Below are 19,220 nucleotides of genomic sequence, written 5' to 3' on the forward strand. Positions count from 1 at the left end.
CGGCTTGCCGCCGAGCGCGTTGGCGATCATCAGCGGAATCAGTTTCTCGGGGAACTGGTACGGACCGTAGTTGTTCGAGCAGTTCGTGGTGAGCACCGGCAGGCCATACGTATGATGGTAGGCGCGCACCAGATGGTCGGAACCCGCCTTGGTGGCCGAGTAAGGGCTATTCGGCGCGTACGGCGTAGTCTCGGAGAATTGCGGATCGGTAGCGGAAAGCGAGCCGAACACTTCGTCGGTCGACACGTGCAGGAAGCGGAATTCCGCTTTGCCGGCGTCGTTCAACCTGCTCCAATACGAGCGAGCCGCTTCCAGTAGCGTAAAGGTACCTACGACATTGGTCAGCACGAAGTTCTCCGGCCCGTGAATGGACCGGTCGACGTGAGTCTCGGCCGCCAGATGGATGATCGCGCGCGGCTTGTATTCGGCGAGCAACTCGTCCATTGCAGCGCGATCGCATATGTCGGCGCAGACGAAAATATGCAATGGATTGTGCTGCAGAGATTTCAGCGTGCGTAGATTGCCCGCATAGGTGAGCTTGTCGACATTCACGACGGGTTCATCGAAGATTTGCAGCCAGTCGAGCACGAAGTTGGCGCCGATAAAACCGGCGCTGCCTGTCACCAAGATCATGGAAGCCCTTTGGAAGCCGCCTTCATGCAGTTGCGCGGAAGGTCGATTGGAGTCTGGCTGACATCCGTTGAACGATGCGTCCACGGGACGTCGGTAAGCAGCTTTGATATAGCTTTCCATCGCGACTTCCAGCGCCGCGAACAGATGCAACCAGCGTAGTGTAGGGTTCTAGAAATCTTGTTTCAGTGCGGAAAGCAACATACACGCTTTCTCCCGCATTAACGGGGGTAAGGAGGAGAGCTTCGGCGGTCGGGCAACGCTTGCAGTGTTCACGTTGCCCGTGTCTCCACCACCCGGCGTTGACGGGGTTCGGCCTTATCGCCGATTGCCGGCCATTTCTTTTGCTGAGAGCCGCGCCTGCGTCGTCGCGATGATCGGCGCGGCCTTCATGGTTTGCGGCAGATGCCCCTGCCGATGCGCATCGGGACGCAGGCTGCCTGCGCGTCCCAAAGAAAGAGTTAGTTATCGTCTCGTGGCGTTCTGGAACGTGCGACACATAATGCGCATACGAAAACGCCAATCACCACGCCGAATATGAAGCATAAAAAATGTGTCAAAACGCTCGACATTTACCTGGTCCTTTCAATTGAGGCGAGATTGAATTTATAACGATTCACCTCCTTCGCGATTCACCGGAAATCACCGCACGCAGCCGGTAGAACGTCAAAGACACACAGGCAGCAGCGATGGTATGACGCGGCGGTTGGCGCGCCAATCATCATACTTTACTAGAATCGCGACCAGGTCGGAAAACGGCACAACTGAAGCAGTACGCGTATGGCGTGGCAGTGGATGCGACATCAGGCTCCAGCCGGATGCGGATGATCGCGCCCGTTGGAGGTCACAGCGTGAAGCCAGCCGCGCATACGAGCATGGCAAAGTCGGCGAAAGCGCGGATTTAGTGCGACGCGAGGCAAGAACTGCAGGCCGCCGCGTAATGACAGTTTGACAGACAAAGCAGACGACGAACGGCAACTTCCGATCAGATCGCGCGGCCTATGCAAGGGCAGTAGGCCGACGAGTCGTGGGCGGGCGCTCCGCGCGAGAGTGATTGCAGACACGCGCGAATAGCTCTGCGCAGGAGCGGGAAACTGCCGCGCACGATCCCGAGCACACGGACCGCGGCACGGTATTTCGTTGGCCAGTGCCTGACCATTTGTCTCCAGGCCTTCTTTCTTCTTGCGCTACAAGCACCGCGGCCGATCAATCGCGAGCTTACCGATATCACGACACGTGAGCGGCAAGCCTACTCTTTCCGATACCGGCGTCAGGCTCCCTCAAGTCAGGTGCTCGCCACATTTTATAGTTCCGCAAGGCCAGCAATCTGTGCGAACACACAACATATTGCTGGCCGTCCCAGACTTCAATTCGATTTGTGAATACGGCAAAACCCTCAGCGCGTGACTTCCATCGCGTTGATACGCGGCAATAGCCGATCGAATTCGCGTTTCACGATCTCATAACATTCGCATGAGCGCGCCTCGAGTCCGGTCCGATCGAGGATCCGCACACGGCCACGGCTGTGATGGATGAGATCGGCGTCGCAAAGCTTGCCGGACGCCTCAGTCACGCCTTCACGACGCACGCCGAGCATGTCGGCAATGAGTTGCTGCGTGACCTGCAAATCACTTGTGCCCGAACGATCGATATCGACCAGCAGCCATCGGCACAGTTGCTCGTCCAGTCGATGCAGCCTGTTGCACGCCGCAGTCTGTGCGACCTGCGTGAGGAGGGCCTGCATGTATAGCAGCATCAGTGAGCGCAGCGAAGCGCAATTGCGCAACGCTTCGCGCAGTGCTGTAGCGCTGATTCGATAAGCGAAACCCCGGCATTGAGCCTGAACGCTGGCTGGCATGGTGTCTCCGCCCGTCAGGATCGGCACGCCTGTCGTGCCATCCCTGCCGATCGCGGCAATTTCCACCGAACTGCCGTTTTCCATGGTTTGCAGCAGAGACACGATCGCTGTGGCCGGAAAATAGACGGTTCGTATGAGTTCACCGGATTTCGACAGCAGTTGCCCCGGACTCAATTCGACGAGTTCAAGATGAGGAAGTATTGCGTCCCATTCATGCGTTGGGAGCGCCTCGAACAGACGGTTGCCACGGCGGTATGACTGGAATGTCGTCATCATTTCCCTCACGTAAGTATCGCAGCCCGCCTTGGTACGGCAGGCCTCGCTCGAATCGAGGAACCAATGACGATGCATTGCCCTCATTCGCGCGGTCGGCAAACAGAAGCGGTAATGGAGACGATCAAAGCTTCGCATTGGTCATCGCGTTGCATTCGATGTCGCAGTGCAGCATAGCCGCCAAAGAAGGTCGCGCCAATAATGCTGGCGGAATAGCCCGCACGATCGGCGGATATAAGAGGACTTATTTGCGTTGAACGTTCGTTGAAACGCTGGACGCCAATGTCACTTTGCTGCAGACCGAAAGGACCCCGATGCTAGCTGAAGTGTCAATAGGTCGTAGTGTGGATTCACAACATGTCCAGTTTATTAAGGAGGTCTATGGGACGACATAAAGCAGCCGAACTCGCCCTATCTCAGCGACTCGAGTCGGTGAGCCAGAGTGGTGCTGGGCGGTCATGCTTGCCCGTCAGTCAGCGGCGATGGTCCGCTCGACCGCGACGGGGCCGGCCCCCGGCATGTGTGTCGTCATCCGCCGTCGCGATCATTTCCGCTTCCTGTGCAACAGCCTTCTCGGCCAGTGCTTTCAGAACGCCGGTCAGAATCCGCTTGCCGATTTCATGATGAAAGATCCAGACACCATGGATTCGTCCGGTGAATGCGGCCTCGCTCCCGATCTCCGGGTCGGGCCGAAAGCCGGAACCCAGCCCAAACGTGAAGAGTCCGCGTACCACTTTGCCGTTCATGTCGAGCGGACGGCCGAATTTGTCGACCTCGATGCCGCCCTGGCGGAACAGCAGAGGAATCTCCGCCCCTCGATGGTCGACCAGTACGGACATGTTGGGCCCATAGCCGGCGCTATGAACCACGCCACATGACTGCGTGAGACAGGTGGCAGCACGGGCGCGCTCGCCTTCCCCGGAGGCGGCATCGATCAATTCGACACGCGGCTTCGTTCCCGCGACGCGGCCCTGCGACATCACCGAACATGCAATCTCGAACGCGCGGTAGCGCAGACCGCTCGAGCGATTAACGCGCCGCGTGATCGGGCAAATATCGTTGACTGGGTCGACCATATAACCCCATGCGCGCGCTTCCTCCTCCGTTTCAAAAAACAGCCGGATCGGCGAGCGATGAATGATGGCGATTTCATCGAGTCCGGCGCCGCCGAGATCAGTCGCAAGACGCTCGGTCATCGTGAACGCGCTATGCGAGCCGCCGATGATCGTGATCCGGTTCGTACGCCGGGCCGCGGCAGGGGCGAACGCGGGCGCGAAGGTGTCGACCAGTTGCGTGCTCGTGAGGCGAAGCAGTTCATCCGACGTGCAGGTGATCACACCGTTGCCCGGCAATGGAATGTCCAGCGTGCGGCAAAGATCATCGACCTCTTCGACGCGCTGCGTTCCGCCGAGATTCATCACGACGGTGTCGCTAATCACCATCCGGCGTGCCGCGGGTCTGCGCGTGTCGTGATAAGCGATTTCGAAGCGGCCGTCCCGGTTGTGACGAATCGCATCGATTTCGTGTCCGCGCAGTACATCGACGTCGAAATGTTCGACGAGGTGCGCGATGAGTCGCTCGGCAGCCAGCGTGAGCAGTTCGCCGACCTCAGAGAGCAGCGGCGCACCGTCGGGGTCCGCGGCCAGTTTCCTATGCAACTCGTTGTATTCGCGGATGTCGCCGAACACTTCGTCGAAGCGTTCGTGCTCGAGGCACGCGAGGAAGGATTTTGCGACCGAGTTGCCTGTAACGTTCACATAGTCGCCGAGCTTGCCTGCTCCGAGGCTCGCGCGTTTGTCGATGATCAGCAGCCCGTTTCTGGCCACCTCTGCCAGCTTGCCGCTCTTGAACGCGTGGAACAGGAAGCCCATTCCTGCCGGGCCGGCGCCGCACAACACACACGAGTAATCGCTTGGTACGCTCCCGGAACTATCCGGATCTACTGCTGAGGACCTCTGCATGACTTTTGGGCTCGATAGTTGTCCGCTGTGAATTGATGCGCCCCATGCGCGTTGCCGGAGTCGAGGACATTCCTCGGATCGGATTCAACACACAATATCCCTTAACGAGACGCATCGCTCTGTGCGCTCGCGCACGGACAAAATTTCGAAACCTTACTGCAAGGTATCTATAGCCCAACATTTTGCTGTACGGAATAAATTTCCTGCCACGCATTGCGTCGGGAAATTGTTCTTTGAGCAAGCAATCGACGTACCACCGCAACATAAAATGCCACACATATGGGCATATTTTACAAAATCTAACAATTAGGATTTCTTAACTAAATTGCTGTTAGTGCCCTGTTAAAACCGGCGCTCGCGAACAACGCGAGCGCGGCCCCTCCGCCATTACGCCATCTGGAATACCGCCACGGCGTCGCGCAATATGGTCGCCTGCTCTTCCAGCGATTTCGCCGCCGCAGCTGCCTCTTCCACGAGCGCCGCATTGTGTTGCGTGACTTCGTCGATCTGCGAGACGGCCTTGTTGACCTGTTCGATACCGTCGCTCTGTTCGAGTGCGGACGCCTCGATCTCGTTCATCACGCCAGTCACTCGCTCGACGGCGCTCATGGCTTCGTGAATCGTCTTCTGCGCGTCGGACACGAGGGATGCACCCTCCTGAACCTTGGCGGCCGATTCGCCGATCAGTTCCTTGATTTCCTTCGCGGCCGCACCCGAGCGCTGTGCGAGGCTGCGCACTTCCGAAGCCACCACCGCGAAGCCACGCCCCTGCTCGCCGGCGCGCGCCGCTTCCACCGCGGCGTTCAACGCCAGAATGTTGGTCTGAAACGCAATCCCCTCGATCATGCCGATGATTTCGGTCACCTTGCGCGACGACTCGCTGATCCCATCCATCGTTTCCGTGACACGCGAGACCACTTTGCCGCCACGCGTGACTGTGTCGAGCGCGCCGTGCGCGAGCCGGTTTGCCTGCTTCGCGTTGTCCGCGTTCTGTTTCACGGTGGCCGACAACTGCTCCATGCTCGCGGCGGTCTGTTGAAGCGCCGCTGCCTGCTGCTCGGTGCGCGAAGACAGATCCGCATTGCCCGACGCAATTTCGTTTGCCCCTTGTGTGATCGCCGTCGTGCTGCCGCGCACCTTGGACACGGTTTCGACGAGGCCGTCGCGCATCTTCGTCAACGCGCCCAGCAGCTGGCCCATCTCGTTGCGCGATTTGATCTTGATGGCAACAGTCAGATCACCGGCGGCGATGCGCTCAAAGTGTTTGACGGTTGCGTTGACCGGCTTGATCAACGCCACTGACAGACCAATGCGCGCCGCCACGCCGATCACGAGCGCGATGGCGCCGATCGCGGCGAACAACAGCGTCGCGATCTGGAAGCGCTGCGCGGCCGTTTGGGCTTGCTGGTGCTGGCTGTCGATCCGCGAATGTTCGAGCGCGTCGATCGCTTTCGAATAGGTGGCGTAAAAGCCGTTCGCCGTCTCCCCCTGAATGTTGCGGAAGGTATTGAAATCGAAGTCGGCCAGCGCCTTGAACTCCGGCTCGATCGCCTTATCGACCAGCGCGCCGCGTGCCTGCTCCACGTTTTGCGCGAGCTTCTGCTCGTTTTCGTCCGCGAACGGACCGGCCATGTAATTGCGGAAGTCTTTGTTCGATTCGACCAGCACCTTGTGCGCGGCCGGCAACAGGTCATCGGTCTGCTTGCCGACGCTAAAGAGCGTCTGATACGAACCCAATGCGAGTTGCACTTGCAGCAGCTTCTCGGAGCTTGCCTTCAGATGCGACAGCGCCGCCGCACTACGCTGCGTGTCGTCGAGGCTGCTGTTGGCGAGCTTGAGCGCGCCATAGCCGACACCGATCACTGTCAGCAGGAAAGCGACGAATACGCTGATCACCAGCGTCAGGCCGCCACGAATTGTGATGTTATTTAGCATTGGGTCTCCGGAACGTCTTGCCGATCGGCGGCGAAACAGATTGGCAGGCGCGCGCCGCCTTTTTTGCGCGTGACTTACTCTTCGCCGCATCCAGGTTAACGACCTCGCACGGACCCTACTAAATAGGTGGAATCCATGACCGGCGGGCGTTTGCGAGTGTCTTTCACCTCACTATCTGGGATATTCGGGCGACCGCGCGGCGCCGCTCGTTTTCCGGACGTTGTGCGTTTCGTTTGTATAATTCGGCGTCTTCGCTCAGGCCCACTTTCATGCTTAGTTTTGCGCTCGGCTTTCTCGTTTCACTGCTGATCACGCTGTTGATCGTGCGCTACGCGCATCTGCATGAAAAATTCTCCACCGACACCGATCTGGCCGGCGTGCAGAAATTCCATGTTCGCCCGGTGCCGCGCATCGGCGGGACCGGGATTCTGCTCGGGCTGATCGTCTCCGCCGTGCAGTTGCATCACGCGTATCCCGCCGTGTCAGGCGGCATTCTCGGGCTGATTGCGTGCGGCATGCCGGCCTTCGGCTCGGGTCTGGTCGAAGACCTGACCAAGCGCGTGTCGCCGCTGGCAAGGCTGGTCTGCACGATGGCCGCGGCCGCGCTCGCCTATTTCCTGCTGAACATCGCCGTGACGCGCATCAGCGTGCCGCCGCTCGACTTCCTGCTCTCGTACGCGGTGATCTCCTGCGCGGTCACGGTGCTGGCGGTTGCCGCGCTCGCCAACGCGATCAATATCATCGACGGCTTCAACGGACTCGCGTCGATGGTCGCGTTCATGATGTTCGCCTCGCTCGCCTACGTCGCGTTCCAGGTGTCCGATCCGATCGTGCTGTCCGCCTCGTTCATGATGATGGGCGCGGTGCTCGGCTTCTTCATCTGGAATTTCCCGGCGGGGCTGATCTTTCTCGGCGACGGCGGCGCGTATTTCATCGGCTTCATGCTGGCCGAACTGTCGATCATGTTGGTGATGCGCAATCGCGACGTGTCGGCCTGGTATCCCGTGCTGCTGTTCATGTATCCGATCTTCGAGACCTGTTTCTCGATCTACCGGAAAAAATTCATTCGCGGCATGTCGCCGGGCATTCCCGACGGCGTGCATCTGCACATGCTGGTGTACAAACGGCTCATGCGCTGGGCGGTCGGCACGCGCACCGCACGTGAATTGACGCGGCGTAACTCGCTGACGTCGCCGTACTTGTGGCTGCTGTGTCTGATCGCGGTCGTGCCGGCTACGCTGTTCTGGCGGCATACGCTGCATCTGTTCTGCTTCGTGGTGGTGTTCGCCGTGACGTATGTCTGGCTCTACGTGAGTATCGTGCGGTTCAAGTCACCGAGGTGGATGGTGGTAAGGAAGGGGAGACGGTGAGCACAGTTCACCCCTCCTCGTATCAGCAGTGCTAGGTCCGGCTTAGCCTTGGCCGCGCGAGTGGCCCTCCTGGATGCGTTGCCGGTGTTCAACGAGAGCTTCGGGGCGCGTGTCTGCATGCTGCAAGATCGCGTCAACTATCGTGCGAACGGGCAGGCGCCCTGTCCCCGTGCGCGCAAACTGCTGCTGCCGCACCCGCAGGTGCCGGTAAAGTTCACTACGCTCAAGCAGCGCCGTTGGAAGCGTGGGGCGACCATTGCCGCTTCATGCGAAAAGACACCGAGCCCTTCGACGATCCACAGCCGCGGCGGAAGCAGTTTGCGCAAAAACCGCACCTTCGCCGCATTCTGCTTCATTGGCGAGGTGCGCACACACCGCTGTCCTTCAACCGTCGTGAGCGTCAACGTGTCGTCGGTCTCACCGTGTGTGACCACACCAGCCCAATGCTTTGTTTCGACCACGAAGACTCCGAACGGCGTAATCGCCAGATGATCGATTTCAGCAGTCGGAAAGGTGCTCCCCGGCGCATGAATCAGAACGAGACCATCCAATACTTCCCAGTTTTCGCCGCACAAACGCGTGAGGTGCCAGCGCAGCTCGGCTGACACCTCCCTCTCTCCTTCTTCCCCCCGCCCTCGGGCAGAGGCCGCCCGCGCTTCTCGAACTTCCTCTTTAGCCGACCGTTTATCGTTAAAGCTCAGATACGCATACAGCAATGCACTCGCGAGCCCGAAGATAGTGTGAATCAGCATTCTGGCTTCTCCTTTGTTTATGTAGGTGAAACCAGCGTATCGAGCGCTACTGGAAGTCAAGCATCAGGTCAGGATCGTGAGCCCGGGAGGAAGCCGCTTTTCTCGTGGCTGACCATCGTTCAGGGCCTCACAGACAGAATGCGTGGTTGTCCCCAGCGCGCGGGCCGCCTTGCGCAGGTCGCCACGGTGTTCCGTGAGGGCCTCCATGGCCTTATCGCTTGTGAGCATCGGTATGTCTGGTCGCGAGTAGGCTGCCGCATGCGAGCATTGGACATGTCTACTCTCGACACTCGACGCACCCGCGGTGAGAGGCGCACTCAGTAAAGCGATGAGCTGGCGCTTTCGGATCCATTGCAAAAACTGGCGCCAATGCTCGAGTCTCTCGGCCGCCTCTTCAGATGTCAGCCGCTGCGTGGACCAGCGATTGATGAGGACCCGCAAATGCTTGCTGCCGAAGTTCCACGGTGTTTGTAAAGCATACCCGCTGGCGCGCAGCGCCTCAAAACCCGCCAATACCTCCGCCACCCGCCGGCATTGGGTTTCAGCCGGCACAGGATCCTTGGCCCGAGTGCGCCAATCATACGTCGACGTGACACGGCCCCGGGCAAGCCTGCGGAATTCCCGCCTGAATTCATGCGGCAGACTGCTGCAGGCAATCACGTACCGGCAGTCGTAAAGAATGTACATGTTTGTTTTCCTTGTATTGATTCCGTGACTTGGTCGATGCCACACCGGCACCGACCGGCGTTCAGCGGCGCGGCGAGCGCGCTGCCGTTTGAGTGCGCTGTTTATCGGGCCGCGCGCGCCACGGGCAAGGAAGTGTGCAGACGATGGCTAGTTGCCATCGAGACGCAGTCAGAGGTGGAGTTGGAACGGCCGACGCTACACGCCGCCTGGACTGGGACGGCCGTCAGAAGTTCGCAAAGAAGAAAAAAGGGGAAGGAGGAAGGACAGCCGAAAGACAGGCACTAAAACTCACAGTGCCAAGGAGCGCGTACAGTGTCCAGAGAGCCAACCAGAGGCGTACGGGCGAACGGCTCTGCCGACAGGCCGATCGCAAAATACGGACGGCTATGGCAGTGCAAGATCGATGCGTTGTGGACGCAGGCGTGAATATACCCCCACGCCGTCAAAACTGGCAAGCCGGCGGCTCACGGTACCAATGCTATGCTGGACACACCGAAACAGCGGGGAGCCAGCATGGACATCGCATGGCCGTTACTTGGACTCAATGTAATGTTTGTAGGCATGGGCTGGATGATGGACCGTGGTGCGCGCCGGCAGAGGGAGCAGCTCATTGCGCGACGTTCATCGGTCGCAGCTTCGTCCCAGAGGGAACCGCAACCGCGCGCCGTCGCGTTGCACCGGAGAGAACTGCACTGCCCACATTGCGGCCATACCATCGGCGACCGGGATTTCGCACGGCCGCATGCGCCGACGACCTACCGGCCGACACGCGAATTACCGTATTCCAGACGGCCACCCATCTGAGCGCGAACACACTGACGCTCGCGTAGCCCGCGATATTCCGCCTTCAGGCCGCGCGGAAGGGACGACTTTTCAGAGCACTGCGCGGATCGGCCAATTCCTCGTTGGAGCACTTCGCGGACGCGGCCACGCTGTTTGCGTCGATCGTGGCGGCCACCTTACTCCCCACTGATGTACCGCGCTGAGACAATGCGGCTGTCACCGACTGACTACGATTCGCTCAACGATTGCTCAAATCTGCGTTGGCGAGACTACAGAATCTCTCTCGTCCCCCATTCGCAGTGACGTACGCCGCCAACCCGTTGGTCAGGCAAGGAAGCGCGCCAGGAAGGGGGGCCGAACGTAATCCGCCGACCGTGGACTGGTGTGCGATCGAAGGTCACCACATAGTGTTGCGTCGCGGGCCACTCGAAGACGTTGCCCATGCTGCGGCGACCTGCTTTTTGTGCGAAAGCGACGCCCCCCCCTTTTGCTATCTCTGCAGCTATGTTCTAATGATTGCAGTACCGTTCGCTCACGTCACGAGCATCGACCATTACACCCCTTGCTGGGGGTTGGGGGCTTTTTAGCCCAATTTCTATACAAGCATTGCTCAGCCTCACGGCGAAGCAAAGCACTTTGCTAAGTTCGTGTTAGCAGCATCAACATGAATCGGGCGTGCGCGGCTCAATCGAGCCAGAGCTTTTTCCAAAGCAAGAAGTTCCCACAGCGTCATTCGCGTGGTGCCTCTCTCACTCTTTCAGGCCAGCACGCGCAGTCGGTGTCGCGTCGCGACCAGTTACCGCCTGTGCGGTAAGTGATCGCTCGCCAACGGAAGTTCCGTACAGGCGAGTCTTTTCAACGTACCAGGGATTCGCTCCCTGACGCCTACGCCCCAGATACGAGCGGTGTTCGTGACGCGGCCATGCCGCCAATGTCTTCCCGATGTCGAGGAAGCATCTTCTCCTTGCGATATACAGCGCGGTATCCATCAAGACAAACCTTGCGATTCATTCATCTCCGGATGAAGGCCGCAAGCGCTCCGATCGCGGCGTCTGCTCCCATGACGGGTGCAGAAGGAGTGTCTTTGTCAGACACCCGCCACTCACCGCTCCCGCATTGACGCAATTTCTCTTCTCGGGCTTCCACTTTCCATCCAGAACCTGCTTTCACCAAGGGCCTATCCGTAACCGGATCCCACAGCTCAACGCATTACCCGGCCCTCTCCCCGAATTCAATTGCTTACGTACGCGCTCGCCCCGCCCCGGCCAAGCCCGTCATTGCAGACATCCGAACGTATTCCGGATCTGTCACGAGCTCATCGTGACTGGGGCCGTGTTTGCCTCCCCCCGCGGGCGAACATGAGTTGACATGCGGGTCACAGCCGGGAGCTAGCTCATGAGCATGATGTCAAAGGCCATACACAATTCCGCAGTAAGCAGCAAAAAAGCAGGAGGCAGCTTTGCAACTCAGCAGAACAGGCGGTTCGATACAACAGGCCTTTTGCGCTTTGCCAGGCAGCTAGGGGAACTACGCGCATCGGTCAGTGAAATTCCGGAATGGGTGATTCATGCCTATGCCCAATACTGCATGGCGCAGGGCAAAACCGCGGGCACCCTTGCGAACATATTTTCGGCTGTTCGTGTCACATCACGCCTTGCCGGCCGGAACATTGACGAGGTGTGCAACAACAAGGAACTTCAACTCGTTCGACGAGTAAGGAAGGGGACAAAACGGGCCATGAACCCGACCGAAATTGACGAGTTGATCGGCAAAGCTAACGGGATAGACCAGGGGCTCATGCACATGATATCGCTCGCACTGCATCTCGGACTCCGACGCAAGGAGGCGCTGATGTGTGCACGCGATCTCGGGATGTGGCTTGACGCACTCGTTCGCGGCGATTCCACGCTTCCGCTGATGCGTGGCTCGAAAAACGCAAGGCCTAGGCAGGTGCGGATCATGGAGAGCGAGCGCCCGCAGACGATCGAAGCAATCCGTTCCGCGCTCGCGTACGCTCGCGAACACAATCTCGAATTGATTACTGGCAACGGCAAGACGCTCAGATCCGCAATGAATCGACTCAAAGCACTGCTGCGCCGGGCTGGTATGGTCGGGCCAATCAGCTTTCATTCACTTCGTTACACGTATGCGCTCAAGAGTGCACTCGAAATGCTGGAGGCAGGAATCGCCCCCTACGGGGTTCTGGTGGAACTCAGCGAATCGCTTGGACACGGCCCTACCCGCATCCAGATGATTCTCGGACACTACTGCCAGCCGATCCGGGGAAGGTTCGAGGGGCATATATCGCTGCACAATATCGAAGCCGATCGTCGCCGCCCACCGAGCAAACTACCGCGGGCGACAGCGCGCCTTCTGGCAAAACGCCGACATGGCGCGCTAAGCGGCTATCCTATCGGCCGACCCAATGGGGCGCACGATCTGGCATGTTCGGCAGACGACGCGCTAATGGAAGAGCATCCTTCCAACACTTGAGAGACTTCCATGTCCGATTCCTCACTCCTGGAGCAGGTCAAGCGTTGCGCCGACAAGATCGGATGCAACGACATGATGCGCGCCATCATGGCCAAGGTCTGGCTCGAATTTGAACAGTCCATTGCTCCGTACCCGTCGCATCCATTCCGGTTGCAGGACCTTGATGTGGCTTTGCTTGCAGGCTTTGTCGAAGCGCGCTCGAAGCGATGCGTTGATGTTGAGTTACTTCTCCTGGAAATCACCTGCGTCAGGATGGTGCTGCTGGAATCCGGTTTCCTCCACAACCAGCTAACCGGACTTAGTGTTCGCGTCAAACGGCATCGGCTTGCCAATGATGAGAATGGAAAGTATCGGTTCGCAAAAATGCTTGGTATTTGACGGCGGTCTCAAAGGTGAAGCGCAACAGGGGGGAATGACTGGAAGCTGAGGTTATCGAAGCGGTTGCAAGCATACGTTTAAAGACCTCGAATGGCGAATGAAATGCATGAGTAGCGCGAGGTCGGCCGTTTGGGCTGTCGGCGGTGGCATCGCGTTCGTCCTGACTGTAGATCGGGAGGTCAGTGCCCTTCGGCAGATACTGCCGCAGCAGCCCGTTGGTGTTCTCGCAGGTACAGCGTTGCCATGGACTGAGGATCGCAGAAGTATACGCACACGCCGGTCGCGGCGCTAAGCTCCTGATGCCGGGTCATTTCCCTACCCCGATCGTAGGCGACAGCGCTGACGCACTGGGGCGGCGATCGAATTCAGTTTGGCAGTGAAGCCCGCCAGTGCCGAGGCGGCGGTGGTGTCTTCCATATTCACCAGCAGCACCAGGCGACTGGTGCGCTCAACCAGCACGCCGACGGAAGAGTGGTTGCCGGCGTCCTTGATGAAGTCGCCTTCCCAGTGACCGGGCATCATCCGGTCCCCGACCTCAGGCGGGCGCACATGGATGCTCACCGTGTCGGGGATCTGGCCGCGCCGGTCAGTGGCACGCTTGCGTGACATACGCGTGCTGTGGCCGTGGCGCAGACAGGCTGTCAGCTGGAGGCGCAGTTCACCGCGTGGCTGGGCATACATGGCGGTGTAGATGGTCTCGTGCGAGACGTGCTGGGTCGGATCGTTGGGCCACATGCGCTTGAGGGTACCTGAGATCTGCTGGGGCAACCACTTCCATTCCAGCAGGGTGAGTACGACGCGCCACGACACGCTTTGAGGGTGCAGCTTGGGACATGGGCGCGTAGCCTCGCGCGGGCTCGTGCTGAGCGACTGCGCCGACGCAGACGCTAAGCCCGCGGCAGAACACGTGTTTCTGGTCAACTCGCGGCTCACAGTTGATACCGCACGCCCGAGTGTTCGGGCCATGTCCCGAACACTCGAACGCTGCTGCTTCATGCTTGCAATGGTCATGCGCTCTTCAGGCTGAAGCTGTTGGTACGTTCTTCTTTTTTGCATGTGCGCACCTTCCACGAGAAAGGTGTTGCATTTCAGATTTGATCGCGCCCTCGAATTTGAAGACCTAGAGTCGTTCCATAGTCCCGAATATAATTTGGCCTATGAGCACTGGTAACGACATACGACACGGATGCCATTGCGTTTTCTTGATACACGTGCATTTCGTCTTTGTCACCTAGTACAGGCGTGGCGTCTTCACGAAAGATATCCTCGACGATATGCGCGTTGTGTTTGCGAGCATGTGCACCGACTTCGAGGCCGAGCTAGTCGAGTTCGACGGCGAGCACGACCATGTGCACCTGCTGGTGAACTATCAGCCCAAGGTCGCCGTATCGGCGCTGGTGAACAGCCTGAAGGGCGTTTCGAGCCGCATGATCCGAAAGAAGAACTACCCGAGCATCCGGCGCAAATTGTGGGGAGGTGCGCTTTGGTCGCTATCCTTTTCGCCGGTAGCTGCGAAGGCGCTCCCATTGCAGTGATCCGTCAGTACATCGAGCAACAGCGAACGCCGCACTGAGCACCCAAAGGACGGCTATGCCGTCCGCGCTATCCTTCCCCGCCCTGAAGGGGCGAGGTTTGACGCGCACTAGATCAACCGCCGCCCCGCTGAAGACGAGTCGCAACCGGCGTATGAACGTATGATAGTCGCCGCAAACGGAGCGTAATCTAATGACGCGCCTGGCTGTGTTCAGGTAGGCTCGCAACAATCGATTTGGATTGCTTGAAAACGAAAGACTCCGACAGGTATTCGCATCGAAAGGCCCCGTGACTGCTGCTGACAAGGGCGCGCGTCACCCCTCGATTATCGTTGTTTGCCAAGAGCCGAAAGCAACATACTTCTCGACCGAGCATTTCGATCAAGCCTTGCGAGCGGGCGCCCCTCACAGCGAAGTTTTCGAAAATAGCGAATGCGCACTGTTTGTCATGCTTGGCATTCGATGAAAGCCGGAAATATCCTCGAACCCGATATGACTTCCCTCTGAATTCTCGAGTATGAGGTGGCGAATATGAAAACCGCGGCCTGGCAATGCTTGCATACGAAAAAACCGGCGCGCAATGCCAAGCCCTCCTGTTTCGCAACAATTTCCTGACCACTGGTTGTCCTTTGCTGACCACATTCGTGCAGCCATGTTTATCTCCTTCGGTTTCGAACGCGCCTGTCTTGAAAAACGCACGACAGTTTTAAGTCGCTTCGCTGGTCGTCGCTCAAGTCAATTCCGAGCCTAACGTAACCTTCTGAATGCCGGAGGCTAACGGAATTTGGTGTTGCACTTCTGTCCTCATCCATTACCTCTTACCCAGGTGAGTATGGTGCACGATGCGTACAAGCACCGCCGCGGCATGCGAGGCATTGCCGCCGGGGGCTGCCCCACTGCATGACCGGACATTGCGCGTCAGAAGCATCGAGCCGCGACTGTACCGCCTGTCACAAACACGAAGAATCAACTACCGTCATCAGCTGATGAGCGCAAAATAGCCGATCCCGGAGAAGATGAGCACACTTGCGTCTGATGATGCTTCGCATCCCGATATCAGCTTAAGTTGGTGCATATGCGACCGCGATTGCCTGATGTTTCGCGCCTGCACCAAATGAATTCGGGCAACGGAGCGCTCAGCCACGCGGGAAAAGCACAGCATGGCGAGCTCGTCGATTGCCTGCCGGGATCGCGGACGTCAAAGGTGTCGTCATCAGAATAACGGGCTTCGTAGCCGCGAACCTGGCGATGCCAGTCTCAGGCGCATCGCAGCCGCGAGTAACCATCTAGCGGCATTACTGCGGATGAGCCGCACCCGAAAGTGCGGCTCTACTGACAGCCATCTGTTTGGCGGCGACATACACACTGAACTTATGGGGAACTGCGACAATCAGCGCGTGATAGCCCAACGAGGATGACTATTCTGAAAGGCCTTCGACGCCAAAGCTCCGATGCCCGACAATGAACAATACTACCGCCAATAAAAGAAGTATGACGGGCTCAAGAAGGGATGCCCAGCTCAAACGGTCGGCGGTTACCATTTCAAAGCATGCGCCAACTACCGCAAGCGCGCTGAGCGTATGTGCGAAACGACCGTTAAGTTTCCGCTGCCCGGCTGTCGGCGAAACCGGCCACTTAACGCCAGAAGCACGTTTCTTACGGGAAGCGGCATCGAAGTTGATGAAATAGCCGCGCTCCCGATCATGCTCCACCGGGAATCGAACGCTGCCGCATTCCGCCATGAACGATTTACGCTGATCGGATTGATCAAGAACTTCCATAAGAGATGACAAACGCGGCGGCAGGGTTACCTGAGCTGATTCGCGATCTAACAGGACACGATCGGTAAGAACAGTCCCACCTTCGTAGCACAGTTCAACGACGACTATTTCCATGAACCACTCCATGATGAAAATTAGTTTGATGACCGGGTCCGAAAACCCGATCAGCCTACGACGCTTCACAACACAAGAAAGACGCTTCTCCACAGAAAACGCTGTCGCGTTCCGGACCCTGACGAGATCATGAGTAATAGTCCCAGCGGCGAGAAAAAAAGGGGCGCCGCGAGGCACCTTCGCATAGGAGGCGTAGGAAGCAAGGACGACGCCCAATGGAAGGGTTCGGCTCGTTCCGGATCGATGCGTTAAAAACGCGGGGTGTGCAAGAAATATAGCCTCCTCCATGTCGTTCATCGGGCGGAAAGCTGCGAAAAAGAGGGCGCCTTTCCCCGCGCAACGAGATAGCAGGTGTCGCCGAGAGTGTGCTTGTGCTACCCGCGGTCCGCACCGTCGGCAGACGCGTAGTCCGATGAAAAGCGTACCTGCCGATCAGCGTCGCTGGATTCACGATACTGCCTCCGATACCGTACGCCCCTGGTTGCCGCTCACAACTCGTTTTCTCCCGTCATCTAGCTTTGGCACCGCTTTGCATGCATCAACCGTTGCCCCAGTCCGCACAGCGCCATTGCAAATGTGTGGCGATCGCCCTGGAGTCGAGATATCGAAAGTGACTGTTGCGGAAGCGGTTCAACCGTGTGCGCATAAAATGGTGCAGCTCGGAACCTTGCAAGATTGTTTCCGGCAACGTGGGGTCAAGCGCACAATACAGGTCAGCAAATACGGCGATGCACCCAACCGGACAGTTGTATTCGCCGAGTATCGGCCGCAGGTGTCGCAGAGCCGGTTTTGCCCGGCGCAACGGAGAAGTTTTAACGCAGACGACGCCAGAATTTTCACGCACGAGAAGTTCGTCTTCGTTCATCGAGCGCTTTACAGTTCCGATCCAATCGTACTGGTCGATGACGAAAACTCCGAAGGGAGAGACAGCAAGACAATCTACCCAGGTCACCGGATTGAGCGTGCCCGGTGCGTGCTCCAGTACCACTCCGCGGCGTACAACGAATGCACCGTCAGACATTGCCTTCAGTATCGACGCAACCTGTTTTGCTAACGGCAAACACAAACGACGTCGATGCGCCATCCACCCATCGCGGTTGCCACCGGATCTTTTCGGATTTTTCATCAGATCTCGATAGCAGGAGGCGTCATTTGAGGCATCCTGTGCCGAGAGAGAAAGCAAGGCCTTAACGTGTTCCATTTTTCTCCTTTCGTTGACTGCAGATCGTCGGCCAAAAGTTCACCTCCGGCCTGCGTGAATGCCTTACATTCCTCATCAGGATTGCTAACATCTTGACCACCACGTGGAGTCACGTAAGCCGTATGTTCGATCTCCGCAGAACGGCGCGCCTGATACGATCTACTCACAATTCCATATGCGATCATGGTTGCGCGCGTCGATGAAGAAGCGGTCCAAAGTCTGCAGGTGCTGCAATCCTGAGGTTGTCCATCAGGCCGTGGACTTCGAAAGTTGGCGAGTTCGCACGGTCGATTAACCGACCGCTGGCATACACCTCGCTGAGTAGAACAACTTTCAGTAAGTTCAGCATGCCATGTGCAGGCAAAAGTCAAGGCAACACTTCGGGAAAAGAAGCAACTGAAGCGCGATCGTCTGCGACCTTCTTGTCAGTCGCCGGGGTAGCGGGCGTTAGCTTTTATTCCGTGACGAGCGGCAGCTCAGGTGTGAACCCAACGAAGGACACGAGCGTGAAGCCTGAGGAGAAGGCAGGATTGAAGCAGATCGGGAGCGGGAACCGCAGCCAGGGCAGTGTTACAAAGCACAGCTTAAATGACGACGCCACGCCTTGGACTGTATCAAGCTGCCGCAGGAGAACATCGTCGACAATGGCGCATTGCGCGGAAGCGCTGTCGCGTCATTGGGACCAAGGTCGACCCCAGGCGCGCACGCGCTTTTCATGCGCAGTGGTTTCCCACATGCTGTGAAGTGCCGATAGCTTTCACCCCCGCAGCGGCTACCGGTCATCGCGCGGCGTTAACGTCCTGAGGGGACGCGCTCTTATTCAGCTCGTCGCGCCAAGGCCTGAATCCGGGAATTGTTTAAAGTACGACGTTCCAGGCGTTAACGCGTTATGACGACTTCGTGAGAAAGACCGCGAATTTCGCCGTCTTTCGCCCACTTACTCCGACGGAACGCTGCGCCGCAACCAGGCCTGGGGTTCTTTCGATCAGGGGATGAGACGCGGCGTGCGCGACGGGTTGAGCACGCTGCCATTGGGGCAACGGTCCGACTCGGCAAAGGTCCAGGGCCGCTGCCGAGCTCAGAGCATCTGCCTGGTATCGCCCTAAACCTCGCCTCCGTGTTTGGTCACTGACCATTTGCGCTTTGCAGGGCCTGTCAACCGGCAAATCCCGTCGCAACCGGTCGGGGCTTGCTGTGCGCGCCAGCCATCCGTTGGGCGCGCATAGCGAAACACCGGGCACATCGCGCGTCAGACGCGCACACACTAACGGTTGTATATACCCGCGACCCGGTTTCACGTTGACGCCTCTGCGAGGAGTACCGTAGGTTCTTCTCTGCGTTGCGAGCCATACGGAGCTTCACGAGACCCTGGCACCCGGGGAAAGGATAAGGCGCGATCAATGATCGGACGGGACACGCGTTGAACAGCCTCGGGCAGCGCACCCGCATGGGCTCACGCGTCTGTTGTGGCC

At 58.4% G+C, this 19,220-nt stretch carries 12 protein-coding genes and 2 pseudogenes; 4 read left to right on the plus strand and 10 right to left on the minus strand.

The features are described 5' to 3' along the window. From P0D96_RS42550 to P0D96_RS42565, 4 genes are all read right to left on the minus strand, one after another. The coding region (locus P0D96_RS42550) for a dTDP-glucose 4,6-dehydratase (protein ID WP_408319867.1) at positions 1-633 on the minus strand (633 nt) is incomplete at its 3' end. A 1,393-nt stretch (positions 634-2,026) separates the two neighbouring features. Further along, positions 2,027-2,761, minus strand: coding sequence for a Crp/Fnr family transcriptional regulator (locus P0D96_RS42555; RefSeq protein ID WP_408319916.1), 735 nt, complete (start codon positions 2,759-2,761; stop codon positions 2,027-2,029). Between the two features lie 473 nt (positions 2,762-3,234). Next, positions 3,235-4,722, minus strand: coding sequence for a hypothetical protein (locus P0D96_RS42560; protein WP_408319869.1), 1,488 nt, complete (start codon positions 4,720-4,722; stop codon positions 3,235-3,237). Between the two features lie 387 nt (positions 4,723-5,109). Next, on the minus strand, positions 5,110-6,657 hold the full coding sequence (locus P0D96_RS42565) for a methyl-accepting chemotaxis protein (RefSeq protein WP_132375828.1): 1,548 nt from the start codon (positions 6,655-6,657) through the stop codon (positions 5,110-5,112). Positions 6,658-6,926: 269 nt separating this feature from the next. Between P0D96_RS42565 and P0D96_RS42570 the strand changes: the two genes are divergently transcribed. Further along, on the plus strand, positions 6,927-8,027 hold the full coding sequence (locus tag P0D96_RS42570; RefSeq protein ID WP_408319871.1) for an MraY family glycosyltransferase: 1,101 nt from the start codon (positions 6,927-6,929) through the stop codon (positions 8,025-8,027). A 137-nt stretch (positions 8,028-8,164) separates the two neighbouring features. Here P0D96_RS42570 and P0D96_RS42575 read toward each other — a convergent pair whose 3' ends face one another. Beyond that, complete coding sequence (locus P0D96_RS42575) at positions 8,165-8,779, minus strand: nuclease-related domain-containing protein (RefSeq protein WP_408319873.1); 615 nt, start codon at positions 8,777-8,779, stop codon at positions 8,165-8,167. Between the two features lie 63 nt (positions 8,780-8,842). Next, on the minus strand, positions 8,843-9,466 hold the full coding sequence (locus P0D96_RS42580; protein ID WP_408319875.1) for a hypothetical protein: 624 nt from the start codon (positions 9,464-9,466) through the stop codon (positions 8,843-8,845). A gap of 2,178 nt (positions 9,467-11,644) precedes the next feature. Here P0D96_RS42580 and P0D96_RS42585 point away from each other — a divergent pair. Further along, positions 11,645-12,742, plus strand: coding sequence for an integrase domain-containing protein (locus tag P0D96_RS42585; RefSeq protein WP_408319877.1), 1,098 nt, complete (start codon positions 11,645-11,647; stop codon positions 12,740-12,742). 9 nt (positions 12,743-12,751) lie between these two features. Beyond that, positions 12,752-13,120: a hypothetical protein gene (locus tag P0D96_RS42590; protein WP_408319879.1), complete on the plus strand. Its 369-nt coding sequence runs from the start codon at positions 12,752-12,754 to the stop codon at positions 13,118-13,120. Positions 13,121-13,178: 58 nt separating this feature from the next. Here the strand turns inward: P0D96_RS42590 and P0D96_RS42595 are convergent. Further along, positions 13,179-14,176 (minus strand): annotated as a pseudogene (locus P0D96_RS42595) (IS30 family transposase); the annotation flags it as partial. A 101-nt stretch (positions 14,177-14,277) separates the two neighbouring features. Here P0D96_RS42595 and tnpA point away from each other — a divergent pair. Continuing rightward, a pseudogene (gene tnpA, locus P0D96_RS42600) lies at positions 14,278-14,693 on the plus strand (IS200/IS605 family transposase). Between the two features lie 364 nt (positions 14,694-15,057). Here the strand turns inward: tnpA and P0D96_RS42605 are convergent. From P0D96_RS42605 to P0D96_RS42615, 3 genes are all read right to left on the minus strand, one after another. Next, positions 15,058-15,306 (minus strand): hypothetical protein, encoded by a 249-nt coding sequence (locus P0D96_RS42605; protein WP_408319881.1) that lies wholly within the window; start codon positions 15,304-15,306, stop codon positions 15,058-15,060. 764 nt (positions 15,307-16,070) lie between these two features. Further along, positions 16,071-16,547 (minus strand): hypothetical protein, encoded by a 477-nt coding sequence (locus P0D96_RS42610; protein ID WP_408319884.1) that lies wholly within the window; start codon positions 16,545-16,547, stop codon positions 16,071-16,073. A gap of 538 nt (positions 16,548-17,085) precedes the next feature. Then, a complete protein-coding gene (locus P0D96_RS42615) occupies positions 17,086-17,748 on the minus strand; it encodes a nuclease-related domain-containing protein (protein WP_408319886.1) in 663 nt (220 codons plus the stop codon). Positions 17,749-19,220 lie beyond the last annotated feature (1,472 nt).

The organism is Paraburkholderia sp. RL17-347-BIC-D (assembly GCF_046027915.1).
Lineage (GTDB): Bacteria > Pseudomonadota > Gammaproteobacteria > Burkholderiales > Burkholderiaceae > Paraburkholderia.